Below are 26,521 nucleotides of genomic sequence, written 5' to 3'. Positions count from 1 at the left end.
CTGACGGTTCAGGGACGCGCCAGATCGTCGAGCAGCGTCTGGTTAAATTTTGCCGGCTCTTCCATTTGCGGCGCGTGTCCCATACCGGGGAATTCGATTAAGCGCGCCCCCGGAATGCGTTTTGCGACCTCTTTCCCCAGTACCGCGTAATCACCCAGCCGGGCTTTCACCTCTGCCGGAGCGATATCACTGCCGATGGCAGTCGTGTCTGAGGTGCCGATCATCAGCGTGGTGGGCACTTTCAGATCGCCGAATTCATAAAATACGGGCTGAGTGAAGATCATGTCGTAGATTAAGGCGGAGTTCCACGCCACCTTCTGGTGCCCTGGCCCACTGTTGAGTCCGGCCAGCATATCAACCCACTTGTCATATTCGGGTTTCCAGCGACCGACATAGTAGGTCTGCTGCTCATACTTCTTAATGCCCTCTGCGCTGAGTTTGAGTTCGCGCTGATACCACTGATCCACGGATCGCCACGGTGCGCCTTTGGCTTTCCAGTCCTCCAGCCCGATCGGGTTAACCAGCACCAGCTTCTGTGTCTGTTCCGGGTACATCAGCGCATAACGTGTTGCCAGCATCCCGCCAGTGGAGTGACCCATAATCACCGCCTTCTTCACACCCAGCCGGGTGAGCAACTGATGGGTGTTATCTGCCAGCTGCTGAAAACTGTACTGGTAACTGGCTGGTTTGGTCGAGCTGCAGAAGCCAATCTGGTCGGGCGCGATAACGCGATATCCCTGCTGACTGAGTGCGCGAATGGTCTCTTCCCAGGTCGCGCCACAGAAGTTTTTACCGTGCATCAGCACCACGGTTTCGCCGTTGGCCCGTTGCGCCGGTTTCACATCCATATAGCCCATACTCAGCGATTGCTGCTGGGATTTAAAATCAAAATGCTGCAACGGATAGGGGTATTGAAATCCTTCCAGCTGTTCGCCATACACACCAGCGGCACTGGCAGGTGCATGAGCAAATAACGCCAGCGAGGTGAGCAAGGCGGCAAGCGGTTTTTTCAGCGCGTATGTCGGGCTCATCCGGGGGGTTCTCCAGGTTAAAGGTGAGCCGTAAGCCTGGCATGTCGCAGCCAAAAATCTATTGATGTGCCGTGCTATAGCCGTGATTACAGAGATTCCGGCAAGGTAAACCGTGAGTCTGGCTGCGGACTCACGGCTCATTTTGATTATTGTCCCGCGGAACCACTTATTCATTCACCTACAATTACCAACAGATTAATCACAATTCATCTTTTTTATTAATAACACCCCCTCAAATGAATATCTTCAGAGATAACGATTAAAATCCTGAAAAATCTTTACGCAAAGAATAAGCACATTAAGATAAATATTTTAGAATCTTCTTAAATCAAACAGGGGGTTCTATGAACGAAAATAAATATAACGAAAGCGTAATCGTCTCTATCACTGAGTGGATTAATAATAATCTGGATCAGCGTTTAAGCGTTGATGATATTGCAGAAAAGGCGGGTTACTCTAAGTGGTATTTACAGAAACTTTTTGCCCGTTATCATAATGAAACCCTGGCGCGATATATTCGTAAGAAAAAGCTTAACGCCAGTGTTCATGATTTAAAAAACAGCCGCACGCCCATCATCAGCCTGGCGCTGAAATACCATTTTGAAAGCCAGCAATCTTTTACCCGATCTTTTAAGCAGATTATGGGTTGCACGCCGAGCGTCTGCCGTAAACGTCTGATGAAGGACGAGGCAAAGCAGCAGCTGGACGACGTTGATGATCCCTGTGCGTTGTGCAGTTACGGTCGGGCGGAAAGCATAAAGCAGAGCTGTGGCGTAACAATCCGGCCTGTTACGCGCTCAGCGCGCGGATATGCGCCGGCAGACGCTTTCCGCGATCCAGGTTAATCAGGATTCATCCGGCTGATAATATTGCACACCAATCTTAATACGCTCACGTCCCTGGGTGACGCGATGACGATTGGTGTCGCGCAGTGAATAGACACAGCCACAATATTCCTGCTGATAGAAACTCTCGCGCTTGCTGATTTCAATCATGCGCGACGACCCGCCGCCTTTACGCCAGTTAAAATCCCAGTACATCAGATCCGGATACGCCGCCGCTGCGCGGACTCCGCAGCTGTTAATCTGCTTCATATCTTTCCAGCGCGAAATACCCAGGCAACTGGTCATCACCGGAAAGCCGTTCTCATGGGCATAGAGTGCCGTACGTTCAAAGCGCATATCAAAGCACATGGTGCAGCGTTCACCCCGTTCCGGTGACCACTCCAGGCCGCGCGCCCGCTCAAACCAGTTATCCCGGTCATAGTCCGCATCAATAAACGGCACACCAAATTTTTCGGCAAAGCGAATATTCTCCTCTTTACGCAGCTCATACTCTTTGAGCGGATGAATATTCGGGTTGTAGAAATAGATCGTGTATTCAATGCCGGATGCCAGCATCGCTTCCATCACCTCACCCGAGCAGGGTGCGCAACAGGAGTGCAGCAGGACTTTTTTATGGCCGCCCGGCAGAGGCAGCGGCTGACGCTGGAAAGGTTCAGACATAAGCACCTTCAATCAATAGCAGTAAAGCGGCAGTGTAATGCCGCAGGCGGGCAGTTGCAAAACCTGACCTGACGCGCCCTGTTTTGCGTAATCGTGCCCCGGCCGCGGTTTCCCTCTCCTGAACCAACCCGCTGATCTCTGATGCTTTCTTATCGCAGCAATGCTGTGTGGCACCGGTGATAGCCGGAAGTGTGATCGCCCCCACACTGGCATCGACTATGTTTACATAACATTAACAATCTTGACACTGACCCCCCGCAAGGAGACTCGCATGGTCGCGGCAAAAAAATCGGGAAATCAACAGAACCGCTTTACCTGGTTCGTCTGTTTTATGGCTGCGCTGTCCGGCCTGCTGTTTGGTCTGGATATCGGCGTCATTGCAGGTGCCTTGCCGTTTCTGGCGAAGGATTTGCAGATCACTAACCATCAGCAGGAGTGGGTAGTGAGTTCGATGATGTTTGGCGCGGCGCTGGGCGCACTAGCGGCGGGCTGGATGTCATCAAAGCTGGGACGCAAGAAAAGTATGCTGGCGGGCGCGACGCTGTTTGTCATTGGCTCGCTGTGGTCAGCCTTCTCACCGGATGTGGAGTCGCTGGTCTGTGCCCGCGTGATGCTGGGTCTGGCGGTGGGAATCGCCTCTTACACCGCGCCACTCTATCTGGCGGAGATTGCGCCTGAACGTATTCGTGGCTCAATGATTTCGATGTACCAGCTGATGCTGACCACCGGCATTGTCGTGGCCTATCTCTCCGACACCGCGTTCAGCTACAGCGGTAACTGGCGCGGGATGCTCGGCGTGATCGCCATTCCGGCGGTGATCCTGTTTATCGGCGTGCTGTTTCTGCCCAACAGTCCGCGCTGGCTGGCGGCGCACGGACGCTTTAACGAGGCGCAGCGGGTGCTGGATCGGCTGCGTAACAGCAGCGAACAGGCCCGGGAGGAACTGGAAGAGATCCGGGAAAGCCTGCAGGTGAAGCAGCGCGGCTGGTCGCTGTTCCGTTCTAATGGCAATTTCCGCCGCGCGGTGTGGCTGGGTATGCTGCTACAGGTTATGCAGCAGTTTACCGGCATGAATGTGGTGATGTATTACGCGCCTAAAATCTTCAACATCGCCGGCTTCTCCAGCACCAGTGAGCAGATGTGGGGCACGGTGATTGTCGGGCTGGTCAATATGCTGGCCACGCTGATTGCGATCTTCTTTGTCGATCGCTGGGGTCGCAAGCCGATGCTCACCACCAGTTTTCTGGTGATGGCGGTTGGCATGGGCGTGCTGGGAACGCTATTGCACATCGGCGTTGAAACAGATTTCCGCAAATACTTTGCTGTCGCGATGCTGCTGATGTTTATCGTCGGCTTTGCGATGGCGGCCGGACCGGTGATCTGGCTGCTCTGTTCAGAGATTCAGCCACTGAAAGGGCGTGATTTCGGCATTACCGCCTCCACCACCACTAACTGGGTCGGCAATATGATTGTTGGCGCCACCTTCCTGACCATGCTGGATCAGCTGGGTAATGCCAACACCTTCTGGTTCTACGGCGCACTCAACCTGGTATTTATCGTGCTGACGCTGATGCTGGTGCCGGAGACCAAACATGTGACGCTGGAGCACATTGAACGCAATCTGATGAAGGGTAAAGCGCTGCGTGACATCGGGGCGTAACCGCCCCGCTTCAGCCTACCACTGCAGTTGCTGGCCGGCGTAATCGACATAGTGATGACCACCACGACCGCGCCACTGGATCAGCTGCTGGACGATACCGGCGGCACTCTCTTCTGCCGTCAGGGGCGCACTCTCGCCGCCCATATTCGTTTTCACCCAGCCGGGATGCAGCGTCAGCAGCGTCCCGCTCTGCGCTTCCACTGCCGGAGTCAGCGTGCGGCTCAGCATATTCAGTGCGGCTTTGCTGGCCGAGTAAATCGGCATCTGCGCCTCCGGATTTTCATTCAGGCTGCCGAGCTGAGATGAGGTCAGCGCCAGCACGCCTTCCTGTTTCAGCAGCGGCAACAGGATCTCTGCGCTGCGAACCGGGGCGATCGCATTGGTCAGGAATAGCTGCGCCAGCGCCTGATCGTCACTCTGCGACACTTTCTGGTGCGCAGGCCCGGAAATCCCGGCGTTAATCAGAATCGCATCGAACGACTTGCCACTGAGCTGGCTGGCAAACTGTTGAACCGCTGATGAGTGGGTCATATCCAGCGAATGCCAGTGAATGTCTGGCCGGTTACCCTGTTCCGGGATGCCACTGCGATGCGTGGCCGTGACCTGCCAGCCCTCATCGGCAAAGGCCTGTGCCACCGCGAGACCGATACCGCGTGAAGCACCAATAATCAGAACCTCTTTTTGCTGAGCCATATTCATTCCTCGTTGATTGTCTCGTCACAAGCTTAACGGTAAATCTGCCCAGGCAGCGGCCAGTTGTGCTTTTTAGCCAGACGACCGCACTGCAGGTAAAACCCCACGGCGTAGCGCTGTTGATGGTTTTCCATCATTAAATCGCTTTATCTTTTACTTTTAACCGGTTAGAAGAGATAAACAGTCTGGCAGGCAGCAGTCAATTTGCCATTTTCGCATGGAGTCTGAATGAAAAAGCTCACCTTAGAGGTGGTGGCAAAAATGGCAGGCGTCGGGATTGCGACGGTCGATCGGGTGCTGAATGAGCGCGGCGGTGTCTCCCTGGAGACCAGCCGTAAAGTCCTGAAAGCCGCACGCGAAGTGGGGCTGAAGCGTCTGCTGCCAGAGGAGTACCAGCATCCGTGGCAGATTGAGGTGTTCCTCAGCAATAACGGCTCATCCTTTTTTCAACAGCTCACCACCCATTTCAGCGAGGTCGCCAGTCAGCTTGGCTATCGCCGCCTGAAACTACACAAAACCCTGGTGGCCGAAGCGCAGCCTGAGCAGCTGGCGCAAAGCATTATCGCCCGCAGCAGCACCCGCGACGGCATCATTGTTTTTGCGCATGACTCGCCGCCCATCTATCGGGCACTGGCGCTGTGCCGCAGCCGCAATGTGCCGGTGATCACCATCGTCACCGATCTGCCCGATGCCGACCGCTTGTGTCATGTTGGTATCGACCAGTATCAGGCGGGACGCACAGCCGGACTGCTGATGAGTAAGACAGTGAATCAGCCCGGCGACATTATGATGGTCAGTGGCCGTTTTGATTACCGCGCCCATCGTCAGCGCATCGCGGGATTTCGTGAGGCCATGGAGCAGCGCGCGCCGCAGCGTCATCTGCGTGAAGTGCTGTCGGGTCAGGATCAGCGGGAAACCATTCGCAGTGAACTGGCCCGCCATCTGCGTCCGTCGCAGGCGATTGCAGGGGTCTATAACACCGGGATGGGGAATAGTGATGTCAGCGACACCCTGCGCGCCCACCAGCTGCTGGGTAAATGCACCTACATCACCCATGAGCTTTATGATGTCACCCGCCAGCTACTGCTGAACGATGAAGTGGCCTTTACCCTGGATCAGCATGCTCAGCAGCATGCCCGTTTAGCGATTGATCTGATGCTGAGTCATCTCGAAACCGGCTATCAGCCAGATGTCTATCAGGCGGGCAAAGTGGCCTTTCGGCTGTTTACGGCGGAAAATATGGTGTGAGGTGGAAACTGTTTCCCCTGATGAAGCGCTGTCATTAAGGGAAACAGATTGGGCTCGATTAACCCGCGGCATCCCGGCTTTTATCGTCCGGGCTGTCCGCATCGTCATTACCCTGGCTCTTCTCCACTTCCTGCGGATGTCCCATCGAAAGCGCAGCCGCACTGGCCGGGTCGAACAGCGACAGACTCTCAATCTGGTCAACCATGATCACTTTACGGAACGACATCGCATCTTTGGGTTTCGAGTCGAGCGTGATGTCGTGCTCGGCGTACCACTTGCTGTAGTTATGTTCCACCGCCAGCTTCAGCGTCTTGCTGTCGCGATATCCGCTCAGCATCGGGATCAGCACGATATTTTTGGTGCTCTCATATTCAAAAGTCGAAGCATGAATCATGCCGATGTAAATGCGGCGCGACTTCATTGTAATCCACGCCAGTTCGCCCTCTTCCATGCACTGAAATAACAGTTGCTCCACACCATTAGAGCGTGACAGCTGCTGATAGAGGTCTTTACGACCGGAGACGTTCAGTCGTGCACTGCCTGCCCAGTTTGAGCGGTAAAGGCAGAGAAGAATGGCAAAGGTGAGCATGATCACCACGGGAGCCTGGATGCCCAGGAAACTCCAGTTCATAAACTCCACCTGCCACTTCAGGTGGACGCCGGGGATCATCTGGACGGCGTTGGCGATGCCGGAGATACAGAGCAGCACCAGCCAGATGATACCGGTCGCAAACACACCCTGCAGGACGAAAATACAACCGTAAAGCGCGACCAGGAAATAGACATCCCAGCCCGACGAACGACGGATTTTAAAGCGGCTGTTCAAATCACGGCTGGTGTACCAGTAACCACTGACCATCAACACCATAAATATTGCGGTACCCACCTCACACTCCCTTTAACGTATTCACGTGGCGGGCAAAATCTTCATGGACTTCCTCGCTCAGCGTGTTGACCGAGATATTGCCGTTTTCATCAATAATGATGCGCTCACCTTCAGCGATCGAGTCGTTGATATCCTGACGGGTCATGATCTGCAGAAACTTATCCGGACTGGCAAAGACCGACTTAACAAATTTAAACATAGCGATCCACTTGTTGGCCTTAAAATTGAAGTATGTGACCGAATCCACACTCTCGCCTGTTTAATTTCGGGTGAAATTTCTTAAAATCAATTAATTAGCGAAGCGGTAGTCACCTTGCCCATGCCGTTTTCCGCTGAAATCTTCAACGTAACCAGCAGCATGGCGTAGCAGCATCGTATTTTTACCGTGCAGGTCTGCAACGACGTCACATCGCCTCTCTGCCAGGAAGCGCTAAGCTCATTGGTTAGCCGCTTTCTGTCACCCTGTCTGAAACGCATCGAGGAATGTTTGCATGAAACTACGAACACTGGGCCGTACCGGTCAGCGCGTCTCCGAAATTGGCTTTGGCGCATGGGCCATTGGCGGAACCTGGGGGGAAGTGAGCATGGAGGATGCCAAAGCCGCGCTGAATGCTGCGCTGGATGCGGGCATTACCTTTATTGATACCGCCGATGTCTATGGCGATGGCCGTTCCGAAAAAATCATCGCAGAGGTGCTGAATCAGCGCGGCGGTGAACGTCCGTTTGTCGCCACCAAGCTGGGGCGTCGCCTCTCGCCACATGTGGCTGAAGGTTACAATGCTGAAAACCTCAACGCCTTTATTGACCGTTCACGCGAGAACCTGCAAACCGACACGCTGGATTTAGTGCAGCTGCATTGCCCGCCGACCGAGGTCTACTACAACCCGGACGTCTTTGCGGTGATGGATGAGATGGTCGCTGCCGGAAAAATCCGTCACTACGGTGTCTCCGTTGAGAAAGTTGAAGAAGGTCTGAAGGCGCTGGAGTTTCCAAACGTCTCGTCAATTCAGCTGATCTACAACATTTTCCGCCAGCGTCCGGCTGAACTGCTGCTGCGTGAAGCGAAACGCCGTGATGTGGCGATCATCGCCCGTGTGCCGCTGGCGTCGGGCCTGCTGACCGGCAAAATGCGTGCCGACAGCGTGTTTGCCGCTGACGACCACCGCACCTTTAATCGTAATGGCGAAGCGTTCGATAAAGGCGAGACCTTTTCCGGCGTACCTTATGAGGTGGCGCTGGAGGCGGTTGAAGAGATTCGCCGCTTTGTCACTGGCGACACCACCATGGCGATGTTTGCCCTGCGCTGGATCCTGATGAACGAAGATGTCAGCGTAGTGATCCCTGGCGCGAAAAACCGCGAACAGGCTGAAGCCAATGCCCGCGCCAGCGATGTCGATGCGCTCTCTGCAGATACGATGGCGGCGCTGAAGCAGATCTACCAGGAGAAGATCGCGCCTCACGTGCATCAGCGCTGGTAAGCGCCTTACAACGCCTGGGCGCAGGCCCAGGCGGAACTCCACGCCCACTGGAAGTTATAGCCGCCCAGCCAGCCGGTGACATCAGCCACTTCACCAATAAAGTAAAGTCCCGGCACTGCACGCGCCTCCATCGTTTTCGAGGAGAGCTGTGTGGTATCCACGCCGCCCAGCGTCACTTCAGCAGTTCGATATCCCTCGGTACCGTTTGGCTGAATGCGCCAGGCGTGCAGCGTCTGCGCCAGCTCGGTTTGCTGTTTGCTGTTGAGCTGCTTCAGAGTGATATCCGGCACCACCTTCAGCGCCTGCAATACTTCCACCAGACGCTTCGGCAGGATTTTCGCCAGGCTGTTCTTCAGGCTGAGATTCGGGTGTGCTTCACGCTGCGCCGTCAGAAACGCCTCAAGCGGCGTGGCAGGCGACAGATCGATGGTGACGAATTCTCCGGGTAGCCAGTAGCTGGAGATTTGTAACACCGCCGGGCCGGAGAGGCCGCGGTGGGTAAACAGCATCGCCTCTTTGAAGCGGGTGCCATCCTGGGCATCGATAGTGGTCTCCAGCGCGACGCCTGACAGCGTCTGCAACTGCTCCAGCAGCGGCTTGTGCAGGGTAAAGGGCACCAGCGCCGCCCGCGTCGGAAAGACGCTCAGCCCGAACTGCTCCGCTATTTTATAGCCAAACGGCGTGGCGCCCAGGCCTGGCATCGACAGACCGCCGCTGGCGATGACCAGCTTCTCCGCCTGAACCGTGCTGCCGTTAAGTTGCAGGGTATAGCCGCTTTCATCGCGCGCCACGCTGAGCACTTCACTGCGCAGCCGCAGGGTGACATTGCCCTTGTCACATTCGGCCAGCAGCAGATCGACAATCTGCTGGGCGGAGTCGTCGCAGAAGAGCTGGCCCAGGGTTTTCTCATGCCAGGCGATACCGTGGCGATTAACCAGATCGATAAAATCCCACTGGGTATAGCGCGCCAGCGCCGATTTACAGAAATGAGGATTATGCGACAGATACGCCGCCGGTTCGGTGTAGAGATTGGTGAAGTTGCAGCGGCCACCGCCAGACATCAGAATTTTACGTCCCGGCTTTTTGCCGTTATCCAGCAGTAACACGCGGCGTCCCCGCTGCCCGGCCTGGGCGGCGCAGAACAGCCCTGCGGCACCGGCACCAATGATGATAACGTCAAACTGTTCCACTACGACTCGCTCACTTAACTGGAAAGGCGCAGATTGTAGTGATCTGCTCACTGAGACGCCAGCGTCAAAAAAATGCCGCAAATGTGTCATATTGTATCTGTCTAATATCTAACCCTTTTTCTCTGAGTTACCCTTACGCCTTACATCGAAAGGTTAAATTAGCGCTATATTTTCCTTTCCCATACAGCACGTTGTCGCGGATAATGCGCCGCGTTCATGTCCTCCAAAAATGGCGTAACGTTTATGCTACATCTGTTTGCTGGTCTAGACCTCAGTACTAGCCTGTTATTGGTTCTTGCCCTGCTGTTTGTATTGTTTTACGAAGCGATCAACGGTTTCCACGACACGGCCAACGCAGTTGCGACGGTCATCTATACGCGTGCCATGCGTGCCCAGCTTGCTGTGGTCATGGCGGGTGTATTTAACTTCCTTGGCGTGCTGCTCGGTGGATTGAGTGTCGCTTACGCTATTGTTCATATGCTTCCCACCGATCTGTTGTTAAACGTTGGATCGGCTCACGGTCTCGCCATGGTGTTTTCTATGCTGCTGGCGGCGATTATCTGGAACCTCGGCACCTGGTATCTCGGTCTGCCAGCCTCCAGCTCCCATACGCTGATCGGCGCCATTATCGGTATCGGTCTGACCAACGCCCTGATGAGCGGAACCTCGGTGGTTGATGCGCTCAACATCCCGAAAGTGCTGAACATCTTCCTTTCTCTGATCCTGTCGCCGATTGTCGGTCTGGTGATGGCGGGCGGCTTAATCTTTATACTGCGTCGCTACTGGAGCAATACCAAAAAGCGTGCGCGTATTCATATGACGCCTGCTGACCGTGAGAAGATCGACGGCAAGAAAAAGCCGCCGTTCTGGACCCGTATCGCCCTGATTGTTTCGGCAATTGGCGTGAGTTACTCCCACGGTGCGAATGACGGTCAGAAAGGGATCGGCCTGATCATGCTGGTTCTGATTGGCGTGGCACCTGCCGGTTTCGTGGTGAATATGAATGCCTCCGGTTACGACATCACGCGAACCCGCGATGCGGTCAATCACCTGGAGCAGTATTATCAGCAGCATAACGCCTCGCTGACCCATATCATCCAGATGGCACCGCCTAAGCTGCCAACGCCGGAAGAAGTGCCAGCAACCAGCCCGCAGGAGTTCCACTGTGACAGCGCGCGCGCATTACAGGCGGTACAGGGTGCGCAGGTGTTGCTGAATAACCTGCAGAGCTACGATCAGCTGACGGTTGATCAGCGCGGTCAGATGCGTCGTCTGCTGCTGTGTATCTCCGATACCGCCGATAAAGCGGCTCGTCTGCAGGAAACCTCGCCAGATGACAAACGCTTCCTCAATAAGCTGAAAAGCGACCTGCTTGGCACCATCGAGTATGCGCCTATCTGGATTATTGTGGCCGTCGCGCTGGCGCTGGGCATCGGCACCATGATTGGCTGGCGTCGTGTTGCCACCACCATTGGTGAGAAGATTGGTAAAAAAGGCATGACCTATGCGCAGGGAATGTCAGCACAGGTGACAGCAGCGCTGTCGATTGGCGTCGCCAGCTATACCGGCATGCCCGTCTCCACCACGCATATCCTCTCCTCATCGGTTGCCGGTACCATGCTGGTCGACGGTGGCGGGCTGCAGAGCCGGACCATCAAGAACATCGCCATGGCGTGGATCTTCACCCTGCCGGTCTGTATTCTGCTGTCAGGTTCGCTCTACTGGATTGCCTTAAAACTGGTGTGATGCCAGCTAAAAAAAGGGCGACGCAAGTCGCCCTTTTTTAATGCCAGATCGCCAGCGCCACCAGACTGATGACCACCAGTCCGCACAGCGCACTGGTCAGCATAAACTGCCCACGCACCCGCTCGCAGCGCCGGATAAACTCATCGTCGTGATGATCAAGATAGCGCTTTGCCCAGATATAAGTGACCAGCCGCACCTGCTTGCTCGGCTGACCATGAGAGGTGAAAAAACCCGCCCCATCGACATACTGATACAGCAGCGGATCACAACCGCGTAATACCGCCAGCAGAGCGCGCAGAGATGAAAAATAGCGCGCCATATTCACGATACACACCACGCAAAGCGCCCAAAAAAGCGCAATAGTGCTGATCATATTCTCCCCCTCCCGGCTGGAATCGCAGCAACAGGCCCAGCGTCAGACACTGAGTCCACCTGCAGAAATAACCAGCCACTGAATCACCGGACTGCGAAAGTTTTTCGACCCCCTGAGCGGTTGCGAATCGGACCGCCTTTTTTCAGTGTAGGAGAAATCTTTACATTTTTTCCAACGATGATTTTCGTTCAGCGCGAGTAAATCTGGCATAGCCTTGATCTTATTCATAAGCCAGGCGGCAACGGCAGCATTTACAGTGGGAGAAGGCTATACTGAGGACATAACAACATCATCACCTGCAATGCAGGTAGACACTTTGGTGGCGCTCATCGCCCGCTCGCGCAAGGGATTTCGCTAAGCTGTGACGCGGCAGGAACACCGGATGCCATCCTTAACCTCGTGAAAGGAGTTTTATCATGGCTTATAAACATATCCTGATTGCAGTAGACCTTTCTCCCGAAAGCCAGTTGCTGGTGGATAAGGCCGTCTCGCTGGCTCGTCCGTACGATGCCAGAATTTCCCTGATTCACGTTGATGTCAATTACTCCGACCTCTACACCGGCCTGATTGATGTCAACTTAGGGGATATGCAGAAGCGTATCTCTGAAGAGACGCATGCGGCGCTGAAAGGATTGTCAGATGCGGCGGGCTACCCGATCAGTGAGACGCTGAGCGGCAGTGGCGACCTCGGCCAGGTACTGGTTGACGCGATCAGAAAATATGACGTTGACCTTGTAGTATGTGGTCATCATCAGGATTTCTGGAGCAAGCTGATGTCCTCAGCCCGTCAGCTGATCAACACCGTGCATATCGACATGCTGATTGTGCCGCTGCGCGATGAAGACGAGGCGTAATTTCGCCGTATAAATGATTAAAGCCGGCGCAGAGCCGGCTTTTTTATGCTTTAAAGCGGTGGGTAAATATCAAAGCGATGGCTTTTGGTCACCACGGCCGCCTGCGTCACAATACCCGCCAGCGGCGGGGCGTAGTCTGGCCGTTTAACCACGATGCGTTTCTTCGCCAGCCGGCGAGCGGGTTCCAGTAATGCGTCAGCATCTTCATCCGGCCCCACCAGCGACTGAAACACCCGCATCTCCTTTTTCACCAGCGCACTTTTCTGGCGATGGGGATACATCGGATCGAGATAGACCACATCCGGCGGCGGCGTGATATCTCCCAGCGCCTGCGCGCTGGCCGCATGAATCAGCGTCAGACGATCGCGCAGCCAGGGGCCAATTTCCGCATCCTGATACCCGCGCTGCAATCCATCTTCCAGCAGCGCAGCGACAACAGGATGGCGCTCCAGCATTCGCACCCGGCAGCCCAGCGCCGCCAGCACAAACGCATCTCGTCCCAGCCCGGCGGTGGCATCGACCACATCCGGCAGATAACCGCCTTTGATGCCGACCGCTTTGGCGACGGCTTCGCCGCGTCCACCGCCGAAGCGACGGCGATGGGCCATCGCGCCAGTGACGAAATCAACAAAAATGCCGCCCAGCTTTGGCTCATCACGCTTGCGCAGTTCAAGGTGCGTCGGGGTCTGCACCAGCGCCAGCAGTGCGTCTTCATCGTGCTCCAGCTGCCAGCGCTGCGCTAAACGTGATAAGGCGCCGTCTCCGGCGCCTGATTCATCGAGCAAACAGATTTTCACGAACCGACTTATCCCTGAATGCCGTAATGTTCCAGCATCGCATCGAGCTTCGGTTCACGGCCACGGAAGCGTTTGAACAGCTCCATCGGCTCTTCAGAACCGCCACGCGTCAGGATGTTATCCAGGAATGACTGACCGGTTTCACGGTTGAAGATGCCCTCTTCCTCGAAGCGGGAGTAAGCATCCGCCGCCAGCACGTCTGCCCACAGATAGCTGTAGTAACCCGCCGCATAGCCACCCGCAAAGATGTGGCTGAAGGCGTGCGGGAAACGGCCCCATTCCGGACCCGGAACCACTGCTACGCGGCTTTTCACTTCGCGCAGGGTTTCCAGAATCTGTGCGCCTTTCTCCGGATTAAACTCGGTATGCAGACGGAAATCGAACAGGCCGAACTCCAGCTGACGCAGGATAAACAGCGCAGCCTGATAGTTCTTCGCCGCCAGCATTTTATCCAGCAGCTCTTTCGGCAGCGGTTCGCCGGTTTCAAAGTGGCCCGAGATAAAGGCCAGCGCATCCGGTTCCCAGCACCAGTTCTCCATGAACTGGCTTGGCAGTTCGACTGCATCCCATGGCACACCGCTGATACCGGAGACGCCAGGCGCTTCGATACGGGTCAGCATGTGATGCAGGCCGTGACCAAACTCATGGAACAGGGTGATCACTTCGTCATGAGTGAACAGCGCAGGTTTGCCTTTCACCGGACGGTTAAAGTTACAGGTCAGGTAGGCAACCGGCTTCTGCAGGCTGCCATCGGCTTTACGCATCTGGCCGACGCAGTCATCCATCCAGGCACCGCCACGTTTATGTTCGCGGGCGTAGAGATCGAGATAGAAGCTGCCGCGCAGTTCGCCGGTTTCATCGAACAGATCGAAGAACTTCACGTCAGGATGATAAACCTCAACGTCGTTACGCTGCTTCGCCGTGATGCCGTAAATGCGTTTCACCACTTCAAACAGACCGGCGACCGCACGCTCTTCCGGGAAATAAGGGCGCAGTTGCTCATCGCTGATGGTGTAGAGATGCTGCTTCTGCTTTTCACCGTAATAGGTGAGATCCCACGGATTAAGCTCGGTCACGCCGTGCTCTTTACGGGCAAAGGCGCGCAGCTGCTCCAGCTCTTTTTCACCCTGCGGACGGGCGCGTTCCGCCAGGTCATTAAGGAAGTCGATTACCTGGGACGGGCTTTGCGCCATTTTGGTCGCCAGCGATTTATCGGCGTAGGAGTCGAAGCCCAGCAGCTGTGCCAGCTCGTGACGCAGCGCCAGCTCTTCCGCCATGATTGGGCCGTTATCCCACTTACCGGCGTTCGGACCCTGATCGGAGGCGCGCGTCGCATAGGCGCGATACATCTCTTCACGCAGCGCAGCGTTGTCGCAGTAGGTCATGACCGGCAGATAGCTTGGGATATCCAGCGTCAGCAGCCAGCCTTCCTGCTCTTTGGCTTCAGCCTGTGCTTTAGCCGCCGCCAGCGCGCTTTCCGGCATACCGGCCAGCTCGCTTTCATCGGTAATCAGCTTGCTCCAGCCCATGGTGGCATCGAGCACATTGTTGCTGTAAGCCGAGCCCAGCTCAGAGAGGCGCGCGGCGATTTCGCCGTAGCGCTGCTGTTTATCTTTTGGCAGGCCGATGCCGGAGAGTTCGAAATCACGCAGGGCATTATCGACCGCTTTCTTCTGCGCCAGATCCAGTGCAGCGTACTGATCGCCCTCTTTCAGGTTGCGATACGCCTGATAGAGCCCTTCATGCTGACCAACCCAGGTGCTGTATTCAGAGAGCAGCGGCAGCGTCTGCTCATAGGCTTCACGCAGCTCCGGGCTGTTTTTCACCGCATTAAGGTGGCTGACCGGTGAGAAGATACGGCTCAGGCGATCGTCAGTTTCCGCCAGCGGCTGAACCAGATTATCCCAGGTATACGGCGCACTCTGCGCCACGACTTTTTCGACTTCTGCGCGACAGTGGCTCAGCACTTCCGTCACGGCAGGCACCACATGTTCAGGCTTAATGGCAGAAAAAGGGGGTAGCGTAAAAGATGTCAGTAGCGGATTGGTCATAGCGCAGTCCTTTATAGATGTATGGGGCGCAGCGGGTCGCGCAACGCAATCTAAGTAACATGCGGCTTAGTGTAGCGAAAATCAATGGCAGCCAGGATGAGGTGGGGAAGAAACGCGCGAATAGCAGCACGGAAGATGCACGCTTTTATCTCATGCACGTAATGCTGGCTGGCGCGTCGGGGAGGATTTGCGGTCGCTTTCCGTGACTGCGTGCCGGGAACCACACGCCCCGCCCTGAGCGGCTCGCGGTAATCCCGATTTGTTATCACGCTTCTGGCCCATCAACAGGTCATCCCTGATATAATCGCGGATTCTCATGCTTTTCCTGCGTCGGTTGCTGTGCGTCGTTCTGTGGGTAATACGTGAGGTAATAATTGGTATAAATTGATTTTCCATCAATTAAAACCTTATACATTCAACAGGATAAACAATGCTGAGTTATCGCCATAGCTTCCATGCTGGCAACCACGCCGACGTGCTGAAGCACACCGTTCTGAGCCTGATCATCACGGCGCTGAAAGAGAAAGAGAAACCGTTTTTCTACCTGGATACCCATGCGGGCGCAGGTCGCTATCAGCTCAGCGGCGAGCACGCCGAGCGTACCGGTGAATATCTGGAAGGCATCTCACGTATCTGGCAGCAGCCCGATGCGCCGGAATTGCTGCAACCCTATTTTGATGCGATTCGTGCATTAAACCGTAACGGGACGTTGCGTTATTATCCCGGCTCGCCGCTAATTGCCCGCCATCTGCTGCGTGAAGATGACAAACTGCAACTCACTGAGCTGCACTCCAGCGACTATCCGCTGCTGCGTAACGAATTCAGCAAAGATGACCGCGCCCGCGTCGATCGTGCCGACGGTTATCAGCAGTTAAAATCGAAACTGCCACCGCCGTCACGTCGCGGTCTGGTGCTGATCGATCCGCCGTATGAGATGAAAAGCGACTACCAGGCAGTGGTGAAAGGGATTCAGGAAGGCCATAAACGTTTTGGCACCGGCGTCTTTGCGTTGTGGTATCCGGTGGTTTTACGCCAGCAGATCAAACATATGCTGCGCGACCTGGAAGCGACCGGCATTCGCAATATTCTGCAGATCGAACTGGCGGCCCGTCCGGACAGCGATCAGCGCGGCATGACCGCCTCCGGCATGATCGTGATTAACCCGCCGTGGAAACTGGCCCAGCAGATGAATACCCTGCTGCCTTGGCTGCACCAGAAACTGGTTCCGACGGGTACCGGCCACTACGCGGTTAACCAGATCGTACCCGAATAACTCTCTTTGTCTTCTACGCCGCTCACTACCGGTGCTGCGGCGTTGTATCAGGTCTTTACCATGTGGATCATACTGGCTGGCGCGCTGGCCGCGCTGCAACCGGCCCGACGGCTGGCATTATTATTACTGGCGCTCGCCACACTGCTGGGTTTTTATCAGGACGTATTAGCGTGGCCGGCGCTGCTGCTGTTTACCGGCACCGCCGCTGTGGTGGCACTCTGTATTTATGACCGTGACCATCATCGACGACAAATAGGGACCGAAGCGCTGCTGGTGCTGATCGCCATCGGGTTGCTCCTCCATCTTTTTCCAGGCTTTAATAATCCCCTTAAGGCAGAGGATGTGCAGGCCGGACCGCGCAGCGTGCCTTTCAGCTTCGGGTTTAACTTCGATAAAGCGCTTATTCCTTTTGTACTGCTGGCCTGCCTGCCGACGCTGTTTCGCGCGCCTGCCACGCCACCACGCTATCGACTACCCGCCGCACTGGCGCTGATCGCTGCCATTCCGCTGCTGCTGTACTCCGCGCTATTACTGGGCGGATTAGCGTTTGAGCGACATACACCGGACTGGCTGGGCCCATTTATGCTCGCCAACCTGTTCTTTGTTTCGCTGGCGGAAGAGGCCCTGTTTCGTGGCTATCTGCAGCAGCGATTAAAGCAGGTAGTAGGCGGCATCTCTGCGCTGTTACTGAGCGCGCTGCTGTTTGGTCTGGTGCATCTGAGCGGCGGCCTGTTGCTGGTGATCTTCGCCACCCTGGCCGGGCTGTTATATGGGCTGGCGTGGCACTGGAGCGGCCGCTTATGGCTGGCGACCGCCCTGCACTTTGGCCTTAACCTGACCCATCTGCTGTTTTTCACTTATCCCGCACTGCATCATTAGAGGTTAAAAACCGCCAGATCCCAGGCCAGCTCGGTGCAGGGAAAAATCGTCTGGCACTCCGCCAGCAGGCGGTTCATGTCTTTTGCCAGATAGCGTGAACTGAAATGGGTGGCGATCAGCCGTTTTGCCCCGGCGCGTTTTGCCACTTCGGCGGCCTGCAGTGTGGTGGAGTGCCCGCGCCCGTTGGCTTTTTCCACCATCGCGGCCTCCAGCGTGGTTTCATGCACCATCACATCAACATTGGCCGCCAGTTGCAGCGCGACCTCAGTAGGTGCCGTATCGCCAAAGATGGCCAGCGTTTTGCCGGGTGTCGCGGGGCCAAGATAGTCAGCACCGTTGATTACCCGCCCATCTTCCAGCGTCACGCATTCACCCTGCTTCAGCTGCTGAAACCACGGGCCGCGTGGCACACCTTCCGCTTTCAGCCGCGCGGCATCCAGCAGGCCGGGTTTATCATGCTGTTCAATGCGATAGCCAAAACACTCCACCGGATGGCTCAGCGGCCAGGCGCTGATACGAAACTCACCGTCGTCCAGCGTCCAGCCCGCCTCAATCTCAACAATGGTCAGCGGGTAGTCGGTGTAGGAGCCGCTGATCGACAGCGCCGTCTCAACAAAGGTTTTTAATCCCCTGGGGCCATAGACCGTCATCGGTGTGGTCAGCCCGGCCATTGACCGGCTGGTGAGTAATCCCGGCAGCCCGAAAATATGATCGCCATGCAGATGGGTGATAAAAATCTTATCCAGCTTGCCCGGTTTGAGGCTGGAGCGCATAAACTGTAATTGTGTGCCTTCCCCGCAGTCGAACAGCCAGGTTTCACCACTCAGCGCGCGGGTAAAAGCAATAGACGTGACGTTACGTTGCAGGCTGGGAGCACCGCCGCCGGTGCCGAGAAAAGTAAGGTGCATGGTATGCTTCCCTGTAAGCGAGTGAAAAAACAGAACCCTATTACAATCATAGGCGCAAACTTTGCGTCATTTCGACCCGCAGCGTTACACTCAACCCCAATTTTTTATGCAACCGGATGGATACTTCAATGACCCGACATTTCGACTATCTCGCCATTGGCGGCGGCAGTGGCGGCATCGCCTCAATTAACCGTGCGGCTATGTATGGCCAGAAATGTGCCCTGATTGAAGCGAAAGAGCTGGGCGGCACCTGCGTGAACGTGGGCTGCGTGCCGAAGAAAATCATGTGGCATGCCGCGCAAATCGCCGAAGCGATCCATCTCTACGGACCGGATTATGGCTTCGACACCACCGTGAATCGCTTCGACTGGGCCACACTGGTGAAAAACCGCAGCGCCTACATCGATCGCATCCACAACTCCTATGACAACGTGCTGGGTAAAAACAAAGTTGAAGTGATCAAAGGCTTTGCCCGCTTTGTCGATGCGCACAGTGTTGAAGTCAACGGCGAGATTATCACGGCTAACCATATTCTGATCGCCACCGGCGGTCGTCCGGTCCACCCTTCTATCCCGGGTGCAGAGTACGGCATTGATTCCGACGGTTTCTTTGAGCTGGACGCGCTGCCAAAACGCACTGCGGTCATCGGCGCAGGCTACATTGCGGTTGAGCTGGCTGGCGTGGTTAACGCGCTGGGATCGGAAACGCATCTGTTCGTCCGTAAACACGCGCCGCTGCGCAGCTTCGATCCGCTGCTTACCGAAACGCTGGTCGAAGTGATGAACAGCGAAGGCCCGGCGCTGCACACCGAATCTATTCCAAAAGCTGTGATTAAAAACGGCGATGGCAGTCTGACGCTGCAGCTGGAAAACGGCAGCGAATATACCGTGGATTGCCTGGTCTGGGCGATTGGCCGTGAGCCCGCCAACGATGCCCTGAATATTGACGCCGCTGGCGTCGCGCTGGACGACAAAGGCTATATCAAAGTCGATAAATTCCAGAACACCAATGTGTCAGGCATCTACGCCGTGGGCGACAACACCGGTGCGGTTGAGCTGACGCCGGTTGCGGTCGCGGCGGGCCGTCGTCTCTCTGAGCGTCTGTTTAACAACAAACCGGACGAGCATCTGGATTACAGCAATATTCCGACGGTGGTGTTCAGTCATCCGCCGATTGGTACCGTGGGACTGACCGAGCCGCAGGCACGGGAACAGTATGGCGACGACCAGGTGAAGGTTTATAAATCGTCATTTACCGCCATGTACACTGCGGTAACCCAGCATCGTCAGCCGTGTCGCATGAAGCTGGTCTGTGTGGGTGCAGATGAGAAGATTGTCGGCATTCACGGTATCGGATTCGGCATGGATGAGATGCTGCAGGGCTTCGCTGTGGCGCTGAAAATGGGTGCCACTAAAAAGGACTTCGATAACACCGTGGCGATCCATCCGACCGCCTCCGAAGAGTTCGTGACGATGCGTTAATTCCCCGAACAAAATACTATTGGGAAAAACTGGTCATCAGGGCCAGTTTTTTCCTGCAACTTCGCTCAACGAAAATTAATGCGCCCGCTGACGCGAAATGTAAAACCTGCGTTTCTCTTCATATTATCAACACCCAGCAAGAGCCAGGCTGATTAACAGCGAAAAAACCGAACCGACAGTAATTAAATCCATTTATATATGAAATTATTTAATGACTACCGATTATATTCACAGGCGCGGCGTCCATTTCCACAGGATTATCGTTAGTGAATTTATCGCTGTGCTTAATGAATGTTTGAAGTGATACGACTGCTAAATAACCTCTCCACGCTGTCGCTTTTGAGGAGATAGCCTTTCTTCGAAACTCTCAGGATCACATCATCACTTAAACCCAGAAAAAAGAGCTTCGACTTTAAATTAGACATAACCTGCCAGACCCGCTGCGTAGAAGAACTCAGTCCATGTTTATCCCAGACGTTCTCCATAAGTTCCGAATCCGTGACAACATCAATAGTGGCATTTTCAAAAAGATACTCTAATACGTGCGACATGGTTTTTCTCAGGATGATATCTTCACCATACCCATTCAGACAAATTAGTCGCTTTGTCTTGTGTAAATAAACCACGTTCTCTTCAATAAGATAGCCAATAAAATTTACTTCATTACCCGGTAGCATGATATTCTCCAGAACAATGATGAAAACAAGATAATAACTTTTATTCAGGTATTTAAAAAACATCCCTTCATTATTTGTACATCACTTTTTAATCAGCCCTGGCCACGTCTTTCCATTGTTCCTGGTCTGTAATAGCGATGCCTCGATGATCGTCATGCATATAACCCTTTGTTGTGTGTTAAAATCCTGGCTATCCACCTCGCCACATCGTTAATAAAAAGTAATAATAAATAAGTCTGTTCTGGCGGAGAAGCAGACTGACCTTAATACTCATCCGACAGAGTGCAATAAGATGTTGTTGCTTATCATCGCCGGCAAGAAAACTTAAATATTTCTTAGTTAAATCAGAAACCACCGATAAACTGACCAGGATGGATTGCTGTCTGATTTGCCTCATCTTATGCGTAGCCGTTATGAAATCATCTAACGTTAATGAAGACAATAAAGTGGGATTTTTATTTTAGTTCAAAACTTACGGTTTTTATTACGACCATCTGTAGCAGAATCAGCCAAAATAAAGCTTAAAAGAAGAATCGCTTTGGATTGAAAGACGATTGCGTCATCCGAACACGCCCGCTTCAACGCTTTCATTAGTTTTTTTATAATCCATAAGACCTGATATTTCTGGCCAATTTTTGATCTGTATCAACTGGCAATATATCGATGGAAAAAGCAAAGTAATGGCGGAAAAACAGAAGCAAAAGATATGAGATAGGAATGTTCTTTGCCCGGGAATTAATCAGATCCGTTTGTTTATTAAGATAATTATTAAAGCGTCCTTATTTAGCTATTTTGTACCCTACTAACGGCAGGAGATTGTCATCTCATTGTATACAGAGTCAGAAATAAGCGTGAGTGCCCCTTAGCTCCGTACACCCTCGTTAACGTGATAAATAAGAATGAGTTATTAATGCGCCCTGACCTGTCAGCATAGTCCGCTGATATCAATATTGAGGGGCTGGGCCTGGCTCTGGATTGGGAGATTTAAGATGACAGAGGACGCAGCATTAACCGGGACCGGGACAAAAGGCCACCTTCGATCTGGTGACCTTGCGCCAGGCAGGGGGAGAACGGATCCCCCGGTGCAGTCGTGCACCGCGCCAGTGCAACTCAGCTCACGCGATCCAGCCAGCGAACATAAGCCTGATCCCATAACGCCGCTGGCGTGCCCGCCTTGCCAAGGCCAAAGCCATGCCCGCCTTTGCTGATCTGAATCAGCTCAACCGGCACACGATTACGGCGGCAGGTGTCGCGCATCAACTCGGTGTTAAATGGATTTGAGGTGTGATCGTCCTCGGCCTGCGCCAGAAACGTCGGCGGATATTGCCGGGTCACGTAGTTCTGCACTGACCAGTTCGCCTCATCCTGCGGCGTGGCATTTTTGCCGACCATCATCAGATGGGTATTGGTGTGCTGATAAGGTGCTTCCAGGGTGATGACCGGATAGATCAGGCCAACGCTATCGACTTTGGGCACCACCTCATCCAGCGGATCGATGGCCGGATAGGATTCAAAGTCCGGACGCGCCGCCGCCAGCCCCAGCAGATGCCCACCTGCCGAGAAGCCCAGCACATGCACCTTGCGCTCAAAGGATCGCACCAGCCGGATGGCACGCTGCGCATCCTGCAGCGGTGCCAGCCGCCCCGCCTGCCACTTCTCATGCGGCAGCCGGTAGCTGAGCACATAGGCGGTATAGCCATTGGCATTGAGCCAGCGCGCGACCGGCCAGGCTTCGCGTCCCATGCCGATCCAGCGATAACCGCCACCCGCTGCAATTAATACCGCTTCGCCATTGGGATTTTCCGGTTTAAAGCGCTGAATCGCCGGGCTGACGATATTTGACCAGGAACCGGTGCTGTTAATATGCAACTGGCCCGATGGGCCGCCGCCGCCGGGCGGATCGTCCGGCCAGAGGGGAATAATGTCATCGCGGGCAAATATTTTGCCGGTGGTCATGGAGAGCCCGAGCGCTCCCGTGCCGAGAATAAAGCGTCGACGCGTAATCATAATGCCTGTTATGTGATACCAGAAGAGTGAGCAAACCGTTGCGGCAGGCTGCGGTAGAATCAACAGATGCAAGTCGGGTGCCATGGCTGGCGATTATGTACGCAATGGCCCCTGAAAAGCCATAAAAAAACGCGCCCGCCAGGCGTAATGCTGATCAGTTAAGATTAGATTTGTAAAGGCTGTCACGGTCAAACGTGGCAGCTTTTTTCCGGGCGAGCGAGCCGCAGTGCGGGCCTGAGCACCTCTGCTGCTGCCGGGCCGTCCTCGCGCCGCTCACGCGGTACCTTCGGCTTTGACGTCGTGCCGACGAACCGTTCGGGGATCGGCCCTCCCTGGCCGGCCCCGAACTGTCCACGCTTCCCGGCGTGGACTTCTGGCCCACCGTCACGCCTCAGCGCTGCGGATAACCCTTTCAGCAGCAGAGGCGCTCAGGCCTCCACTCTCGTGCCCTTTTTAACAATGCACACTGAAGTTTCAGAGCAGGCCGGTGGCGATCAGGAGCAGGCAATCCGCAGCGCTGAACAGAATGAGTCTGCCAGGAGAGCCCGCAGGACGCGGGCGAAAGGCGGGGCGGCACAGGATGTGCCATCCCCGGCGGTCCGTCAGGCAGGCGAATGAAGTGAAGGAACCGCGCAGCGGCGCGAGGACCGCCAGCCCCTGAGCGGCACCAGACTGCGTTATCACCTGTCGCTTAACTGGCTGGCATTAGCCCGGCAGGCGCGTTTTTATTTAATCCGATGCGGTTAATCTTCCTGCTGGAACTGCGCCATCACGGCCTGCTCACACTGCTGTTCGTTAACGCGCAGTTTGGCACGCTCATCATCACCCAGCTGCAGCCAGGCACTGGCCACTTCACGCGCGGACTCTTCATCAAATTCAGGCTGATTCATCGCCGACGGCGACTGACTGCGCGCCACGGTCGATTTCATCTGTTCGACATACTGATCCGCACTGGCGACCTTTTTCTCGCCGCTGACAATGTGGCACAGCTGACTGGCATAAACATTCTGCTCAGTGTCAGCCTCGTCCGCCGCCAGCGCGCTGCCGGTGGCGAGGATGCTCAGCAGCACTATCTGAGTTACTTTCATTCTTAACTCCTGTTAGTTCGGGTTAAACCTTACGCTGAAGGGCTTCAAGGCGTTTCTGACGCCAGTTCAGCAGCGGCGACACGGTGGTGCCGTGGACCACCACGCTGCAGACCACCAGCGTTAACGCCATATTGGTCATAATTTCCATCTGCGGGCCTTCCATACCGTGCGTCCAGGCATAGGCGATGTAGTTCAGACTGCCAATCCCGCGGATGCCCAGCCAGCCAATCAGCAGACGCTGCCCCAGCGGCAGTCCGGCGCGCAGCGTCACCAGCCAGACGGCCAGTGGCCGCACCACCACAAACAGCACCAGGCCAATCAGCACGCCGTAGATGTTCCAGTGCTGCGCCAGTGTGACGCCCAGCACCACCATCATGCCAGCCGCCAGTAAACGTTCAATAGTATCGCCAAAAGAGAGGGCGTCGCCTACTACAAACCCTATCGACTTCACCATATTGTTGTCGCCCTGATGCGCCAGGCGTTTGTTAGGGTTCACCAGTGCTTCAGAGGGCAGCACGCGCTCGTCGTCAGAGAGATCGTCCGGCTGATGGCGACGGAATACGCCCATCTCAGCACGGCGTAATCCCAGCCCGGCGGCGAAGGCAGCCAGGAAGCCGGAGGCACCCAGCCACTCCACCAGTGAATAACTCAGCGCAATCAGCGCCAGCGCCAGGAAATCATTGGGTGCCACATCGCCATTGGCATTGCGCAGTCGGGTCGCCAGCAGGCCAATCAACTGCCCCAGCACGAAACCGATGATCAGACCGCCGCCAATTGCCCAGAGCACCTCGACCGCACCCCAGTGCCCCAGCATCGCCACGCTCAGGCTTTCGCCATTAAACAGCAGCAGCGCCAGCATCAGCAACGGCAGCGCGGAACCATCATTCATACCCGCTTCGCTGGAGATTGCCACGCGCAGCGAGTCATCATCCTGCGCATCGTTGACCGAGATTAAGCTCGCCAGCACCGGATCGGTCGGCGCAACAATGGCACCAAACGCCAGCGCAATCGGCCAGTCTAATCCCACCAGGAAGTGCGACAGCAGGGTCATCGCGGCCACGGTCAGCAGCATGGCGGGAAAAGCCAGTTTCAGCCCGGTGTGCCAGCAGTTATTTTGCAGCGGCTGACGCAGCTTGAGGCCGGTGATGAACAGCGAGGCAGCCATGGTGATTTCAGTGATGTGCGCCACGGCTTCGGAATGGGTAACAATATCGATGTGGATAACATCAAATCCCCACGGGCCGCACAGCATGCCCGCGATAAGGAACAGACCAAATGAAGTGACTGGCCCCCGGTGAATCCAACCGGAAGCCAGCGACATCAGCAGCAGAAGGCCGCCCGTCGCTGCTGTCCAGGCTAAAAAGTTCATAACACTCCAGATTATTTCGGGTTTATGAATAAGCCTGGCACATTTTTTGACGGGCGAGGTGTCAGTTTTTCAGGTGTCGACTGGCGAAGCGGACCGCCAGCGCGGCTGCACCGGCTAAGGTCGAGAGCGCAACCACGCCATTCCAGCCCCAGTGTGCCAGCGCCAGACTTCCCAGCGCCGCACCGGTGGCCATACCGATAAACACCACGGTAAACAGCAGCGCATTCAGGCGACTGCGTGCTTCCGGCGCCAGGCCATAGACCAGCGTCTGATGCGCCACCAGCGTGGCCTGCACCCCTAAATCGAAGCCGATGGTACAGAGGACAATCAGCGCCAGCTGGGCTGGCATTGGCAGCAGCGGCAGCAGAAACATCAGCGCAAAGGAGATTGTTACCAGCGCGGCGCCAGCCTGCGTGACCCTTGCCGGACCGATGCGGTCAGCAAAACTGCCCGCCAGCGGTGCCGCCATGGCACCCGCCGCACCGGCTAAACCAAACGCCCCGGCCACGGCACTGTCCAGATGAAAGCGGTCGCTGAGCATTAACGCCAGCGTCGACCAGAAGGCGCTAAAACCCACTGACAACAGCCCCTGAGCCAGTGCGGCACGACGCAGCGTCTGATGGTGACGCCACAGGTGCACCAGCGACAGCAACAGGCGCGGATAGCTCACCGAGGTGCCTGGCGCGAAACGCGGCAGTACCCGCCACAGCGTCAGCGTAATCAGCAGCACCGCCAGCGCGGCAATCATATACATGGTGCGCCAGCCGAAATACTCTGCCACCACCCCGCTGACCACCCGCGACAGCAGGATGCCCACCAGCAGCCCGGTCATCACCGTGCCGACTGTTTTACCCCGGCTGCGTTCCGGCGCCAGCGCCGCCGAAGCGGGCACAATATCCTGCGCCACGGTGGCGGTCAGGCCGGTGATAAAACTGGCAATCAGCAACGCGCTGAGTCCACCGGAAAAACCACACAGCAGCAGCGCCGCCACCAGCATTAAGCCTTTGATAAAGATAATGGTGCGCCGGTCATGGCGATCGCCCAGCGGAGCCAGCAGCAGGATGCCCAGCGCATAGCCCGCCTGGGTCAGCATCGGCACCATGCCGACCGCGCCGATGCCGGCGTTAAACTGCTTGCTGATAATATCCAGCATCGGCTGGCTGTAGTAGATCGACGCGACGCTGAGTCCGGCACCGGCGGCCAGGGTAAACACCAGCGGCGCAGAGAGCGGTTCATTTTGAGTCTGGGTCTGTATGGCTGACATGCTGTAATCCTCATCATTTCGTCCTGCCATTAAAGCGCATTGCGGTTATACGCGGTAGACTGA

Annotated in this window: 25 protein-coding genes; 9 read left to right on the top strand and 16 right to left on the bottom strand. The window is 55.5% G+C overall.

Features of this window, described 5'->3' with window-relative positions:
* Nucleotides 1-8 precede the first annotated feature (8 nt).
* A complete protein-coding gene (locus tag ACVKSX_RS15045) occupies nt 9-1,031 on the bottom strand; it encodes an alpha/beta fold hydrolase (protein ID WP_010253371.1) in 1,023 nt (340 codons plus the stop codon).
* Nucleotides 1,032-1,375: 344 nt separating this feature from the next.
* On the opposite strand from ACVKSX_RS15045, the gene ACVKSX_RS15040 reads away from it, so the two are divergent.
* On the top strand, nt 1,376-1,876 hold the full coding sequence (locus tag ACVKSX_RS15040) for a helix-turn-helix domain-containing protein (RefSeq protein WP_192073261.1): 501 nt from the start codon (nt 1,376-1,378) through the stop codon (nt 1,874-1,876).
* Here the strand turns inward: ACVKSX_RS15040 and ACVKSX_RS15035 are convergent, their stop codons facing one another.
* The gene (locus ACVKSX_RS15035; protein WP_010253376.1) at nt 1,877-2,536 is read right to left on the bottom strand and encodes an epoxyqueuosine reductase QueH; all 660 of its coding nucleotides are present in this window, start codon (nt 2,534-2,536) and stop codon (nt 1,877-1,879) included.
* A gap of 271 nt (nt 2,537-2,807) precedes the next feature.
* On the opposite strand from ACVKSX_RS15035, the gene ACVKSX_RS15030 reads away from it, so the two are divergent.
* Nucleotides 2,808-4,196, top strand: a complete 1,389-nt coding sequence (locus ACVKSX_RS15030) for a sugar porter family MFS transporter (RefSeq protein ID WP_010253379.1) — start codon at nt 2,808-2,810, stop codon at nt 4,194-4,196.
* 15 nt (nt 4,197-4,211) lie between these two features.
* Here ACVKSX_RS15030 and ACVKSX_RS15025 read toward each other — a convergent pair whose 3' ends face one another.
* Nucleotides 4,212-4,889, bottom strand: a complete 678-nt coding sequence (locus tag ACVKSX_RS15025) for an SDR family oxidoreductase (protein ID WP_354439414.1) — start codon at nt 4,887-4,889, stop codon at nt 4,212-4,214.
* 228 nt (nt 4,890-5,117) lie between these two features.
* Here ACVKSX_RS15025 and ACVKSX_RS15020 point away from each other — a divergent pair, with 228 nt between their 5' ends.
* Nucleotides 5,118-6,137 (top strand): LacI family DNA-binding transcriptional regulator, encoded by a 1,020-nt coding sequence (locus tag ACVKSX_RS15020; RefSeq protein ID WP_033773085.1) that lies wholly within the window; start codon nt 5,118-5,120, stop codon nt 6,135-6,137.
* Between the two features lie 58 nt (nt 6,138-6,195).
* Here the strand turns inward: ACVKSX_RS15020 and ACVKSX_RS15015 are convergent, their stop codons facing one another.
* Both ACVKSX_RS15015 and ACVKSX_RS15010 read right to left on the bottom strand, forming a co-directional pair.
* On the bottom strand, nt 6,196-7,023 hold the full coding sequence (locus ACVKSX_RS15015; protein WP_010253387.1) for a hypothetical protein: 828 nt from the start codon (nt 7,021-7,023) through the stop codon (nt 6,196-6,198).
* A gap of 1 nt (nt 7,024) precedes the next feature.
* Nucleotides 7,025-7,222, bottom strand: a complete 198-nt coding sequence (locus ACVKSX_RS15010) for a hypothetical protein (protein WP_010253388.1) — start codon at nt 7,220-7,222, stop codon at nt 7,025-7,027.
* A 292-nt stretch (nt 7,223-7,514) separates the two neighbouring features.
* On the opposite strand from ACVKSX_RS15010, the gene ACVKSX_RS15005 reads away from it, so the two are divergent.
* The gene (locus tag ACVKSX_RS15005) at nt 7,515-8,501 is read left to right on the top strand and encodes an aldo/keto reductase (RefSeq protein WP_010253389.1); all 987 of its coding nucleotides are present in this window, start codon (nt 7,515-7,517) and stop codon (nt 8,499-8,501) included.
* Nucleotides 8,502-8,506: 5 nt separating this feature from the next.
* Here ACVKSX_RS15005 and ACVKSX_RS15000 read toward each other — a convergent pair whose 3' ends face one another.
* Nucleotides 8,507-9,691 carry a BaiN/RdsA family NAD(P)/FAD-dependent oxidoreductase gene (locus ACVKSX_RS15000; RefSeq protein ID WP_010671506.1) on the bottom strand — a complete coding sequence of 395 codons (1,185 nt, stop codon included), beginning with the start codon at nt 9,689-9,691 and terminating at the stop codon, nt 8,507-8,509.
* Between the two features lie 243 nt (nt 9,692-9,934).
* Here ACVKSX_RS15000 and pitA point away from each other — a divergent pair, with 243 nt between their 5' ends.
* Nucleotides 9,935-11,437 (top strand): inorganic phosphate transporter PitA, encoded by a 1,503-nt coding sequence (pitA, locus tag ACVKSX_RS14995; protein ID WP_010253391.1) that lies wholly within the window; start codon nt 9,935-9,937, stop codon nt 11,435-11,437.
* A gap of 37 nt (nt 11,438-11,474) precedes the next feature.
* Here pitA and uspB read toward each other — a convergent pair whose 3' ends face one another.
* On the bottom strand, nt 11,475-11,810 hold the full coding sequence (gene uspB / locus ACVKSX_RS14990; protein ID WP_010253393.1) for a universal stress protein UspB: 336 nt from the start codon (nt 11,808-11,810) through the stop codon (nt 11,475-11,477).
* A gap of 416 nt (nt 11,811-12,226) precedes the next feature.
* Between uspB and uspA the strand changes: the two genes are divergently transcribed.
* Nucleotides 12,227-12,664, top strand: coding sequence for a universal stress protein UspA (uspA, locus tag ACVKSX_RS14985; protein ID WP_010253396.1), 438 nt, complete (start codon nt 12,227-12,229; stop codon nt 12,662-12,664).
* A gap of 50 nt (nt 12,665-12,714) precedes the next feature.
* On the opposite strand, the gene rsmJ is transcribed toward uspA, so the two are convergent.
* From rsmJ to ACVKSX_RS14970, 3 genes are all read right to left on the bottom strand, one after another.
* On the bottom strand, nt 12,715-13,461 hold the full coding sequence (rsmJ, locus tag ACVKSX_RS14980; protein ID WP_010253398.1) for a 16S rRNA (guanine(1516)-N(2))-methyltransferase RsmJ: 747 nt from the start codon (nt 13,459-13,461) through the stop codon (nt 12,715-12,717).
* 8 nt (nt 13,462-13,469) lie between these two features.
* Nucleotides 13,470-15,512, bottom strand: a complete 2,043-nt coding sequence (gene prlC / locus ACVKSX_RS14975) for an oligopeptidase A (protein ID WP_342606233.1) — start codon at nt 15,510-15,512, stop codon at nt 13,470-13,472.
* Nucleotides 15,513-15,662: 150 nt separating this feature from the next.
* Nucleotides 15,663-15,830: a hypothetical protein gene (locus ACVKSX_RS14970; RefSeq protein ID WP_156311573.1), complete on the bottom strand. Its 168-nt coding sequence runs from the start codon at nt 15,828-15,830 to the stop codon at nt 15,663-15,665.
* Nucleotides 15,831-15,942: 112 nt separating this feature from the next.
* Between ACVKSX_RS14970 and ACVKSX_RS14965 the strand changes: the two genes are divergently transcribed.
* Nucleotides 15,943-16,785 (top strand): 23S rRNA (adenine(2030)-N(6))-methyltransferase RlmJ, encoded by an 843-nt coding sequence (locus ACVKSX_RS14965; RefSeq protein ID WP_167423579.1) that lies wholly within the window; start codon nt 15,943-15,945, stop codon nt 16,783-16,785.
* Nucleotides 16,786-16,845: 60 nt separating this feature from the next.
* Nucleotides 16,846-17,664, top strand: a complete 819-nt coding sequence (locus ACVKSX_RS14960; RefSeq protein ID WP_354439496.1) for a CPBP family intramembrane glutamic endopeptidase — start codon at nt 16,846-16,848, stop codon at nt 17,662-17,664.
* Here ACVKSX_RS14960 and rnz read toward each other — a convergent pair.
* Complete coding sequence (rnz, locus tag ACVKSX_RS14955) at nt 17,661-18,572, bottom strand: ribonuclease Z (RefSeq protein WP_022623987.1); 912 nt, start codon at nt 18,570-18,572, stop codon at nt 17,661-17,663. The two genes, ACVKSX_RS14960 and rnz, sit on opposite strands and share 4 nt — an antisense overlap.
* Before the next feature lie 128 nt (nt 18,573-18,700).
* On the opposite strand from rnz, the gene gorA reads away from it, so the two are divergent.
* Nucleotides 18,701-20,053: a glutathione-disulfide reductase gene (gene gorA / locus ACVKSX_RS14950; RefSeq protein WP_062759566.1), complete on the top strand. Its 1,353-nt coding sequence runs from the start codon at nt 18,701-18,703 to the stop codon at nt 20,051-20,053.
* Between the two features lie 284 nt (nt 20,054-20,337).
* Here the strand turns inward: gorA and ACVKSX_RS14945 are convergent, their stop codons facing one another.
* The 5 genes from ACVKSX_RS14945 to ACVKSX_RS14925 form a co-directional block, all read right to left on the bottom strand.
* On the bottom strand, nt 20,338-20,730 hold the full coding sequence (locus ACVKSX_RS14945; protein WP_266094164.1) for a winged helix-turn-helix domain-containing protein: 393 nt from the start codon (nt 20,728-20,730) through the stop codon (nt 20,338-20,340).
* A gap of 1,110 nt (nt 20,731-21,840) precedes the next feature.
* Nucleotides 21,841-22,737 carry an alpha/beta hydrolase gene (locus tag ACVKSX_RS14940; RefSeq protein WP_022623984.1) on the bottom strand — a complete coding sequence of 299 codons (897 nt, stop codon included), beginning with the start codon at nt 22,735-22,737 and terminating at the stop codon, nt 21,841-21,843.
* A gap of 743 nt (nt 22,738-23,480) precedes the next feature.
* Complete coding sequence (locus ACVKSX_RS14935) at nt 23,481-23,825, bottom strand: hypothetical protein (protein WP_010671501.1); 345 nt, start codon at nt 23,823-23,825, stop codon at nt 23,481-23,483.
* A gap of 22 nt (nt 23,826-23,847) precedes the next feature.
* Nucleotides 23,848-25,194, bottom strand: a complete 1,347-nt coding sequence (locus ACVKSX_RS14930) for a cation:proton antiporter (protein WP_010253425.1) — start codon at nt 25,192-25,194, stop codon at nt 23,848-23,850.
* Nucleotides 25,195-25,255: 61 nt separating this feature from the next.
* Nucleotides 25,256-26,458: an MFS transporter gene (locus ACVKSX_RS14925; protein ID WP_010253427.1), complete on the bottom strand. Its 1,203-nt coding sequence runs from the start codon at nt 26,456-26,458 to the stop codon at nt 25,256-25,258.
* Nucleotides 26,459-26,521 lie beyond the last annotated feature (63 nt).

It is taken from the genome of Pantoea sp. PvP021 (assembly GCF_054056055.1).
Note: the sequence above shows the minus strand (reverse complement) of the source record. Positions and strands in the feature narration are given on the sequence as shown.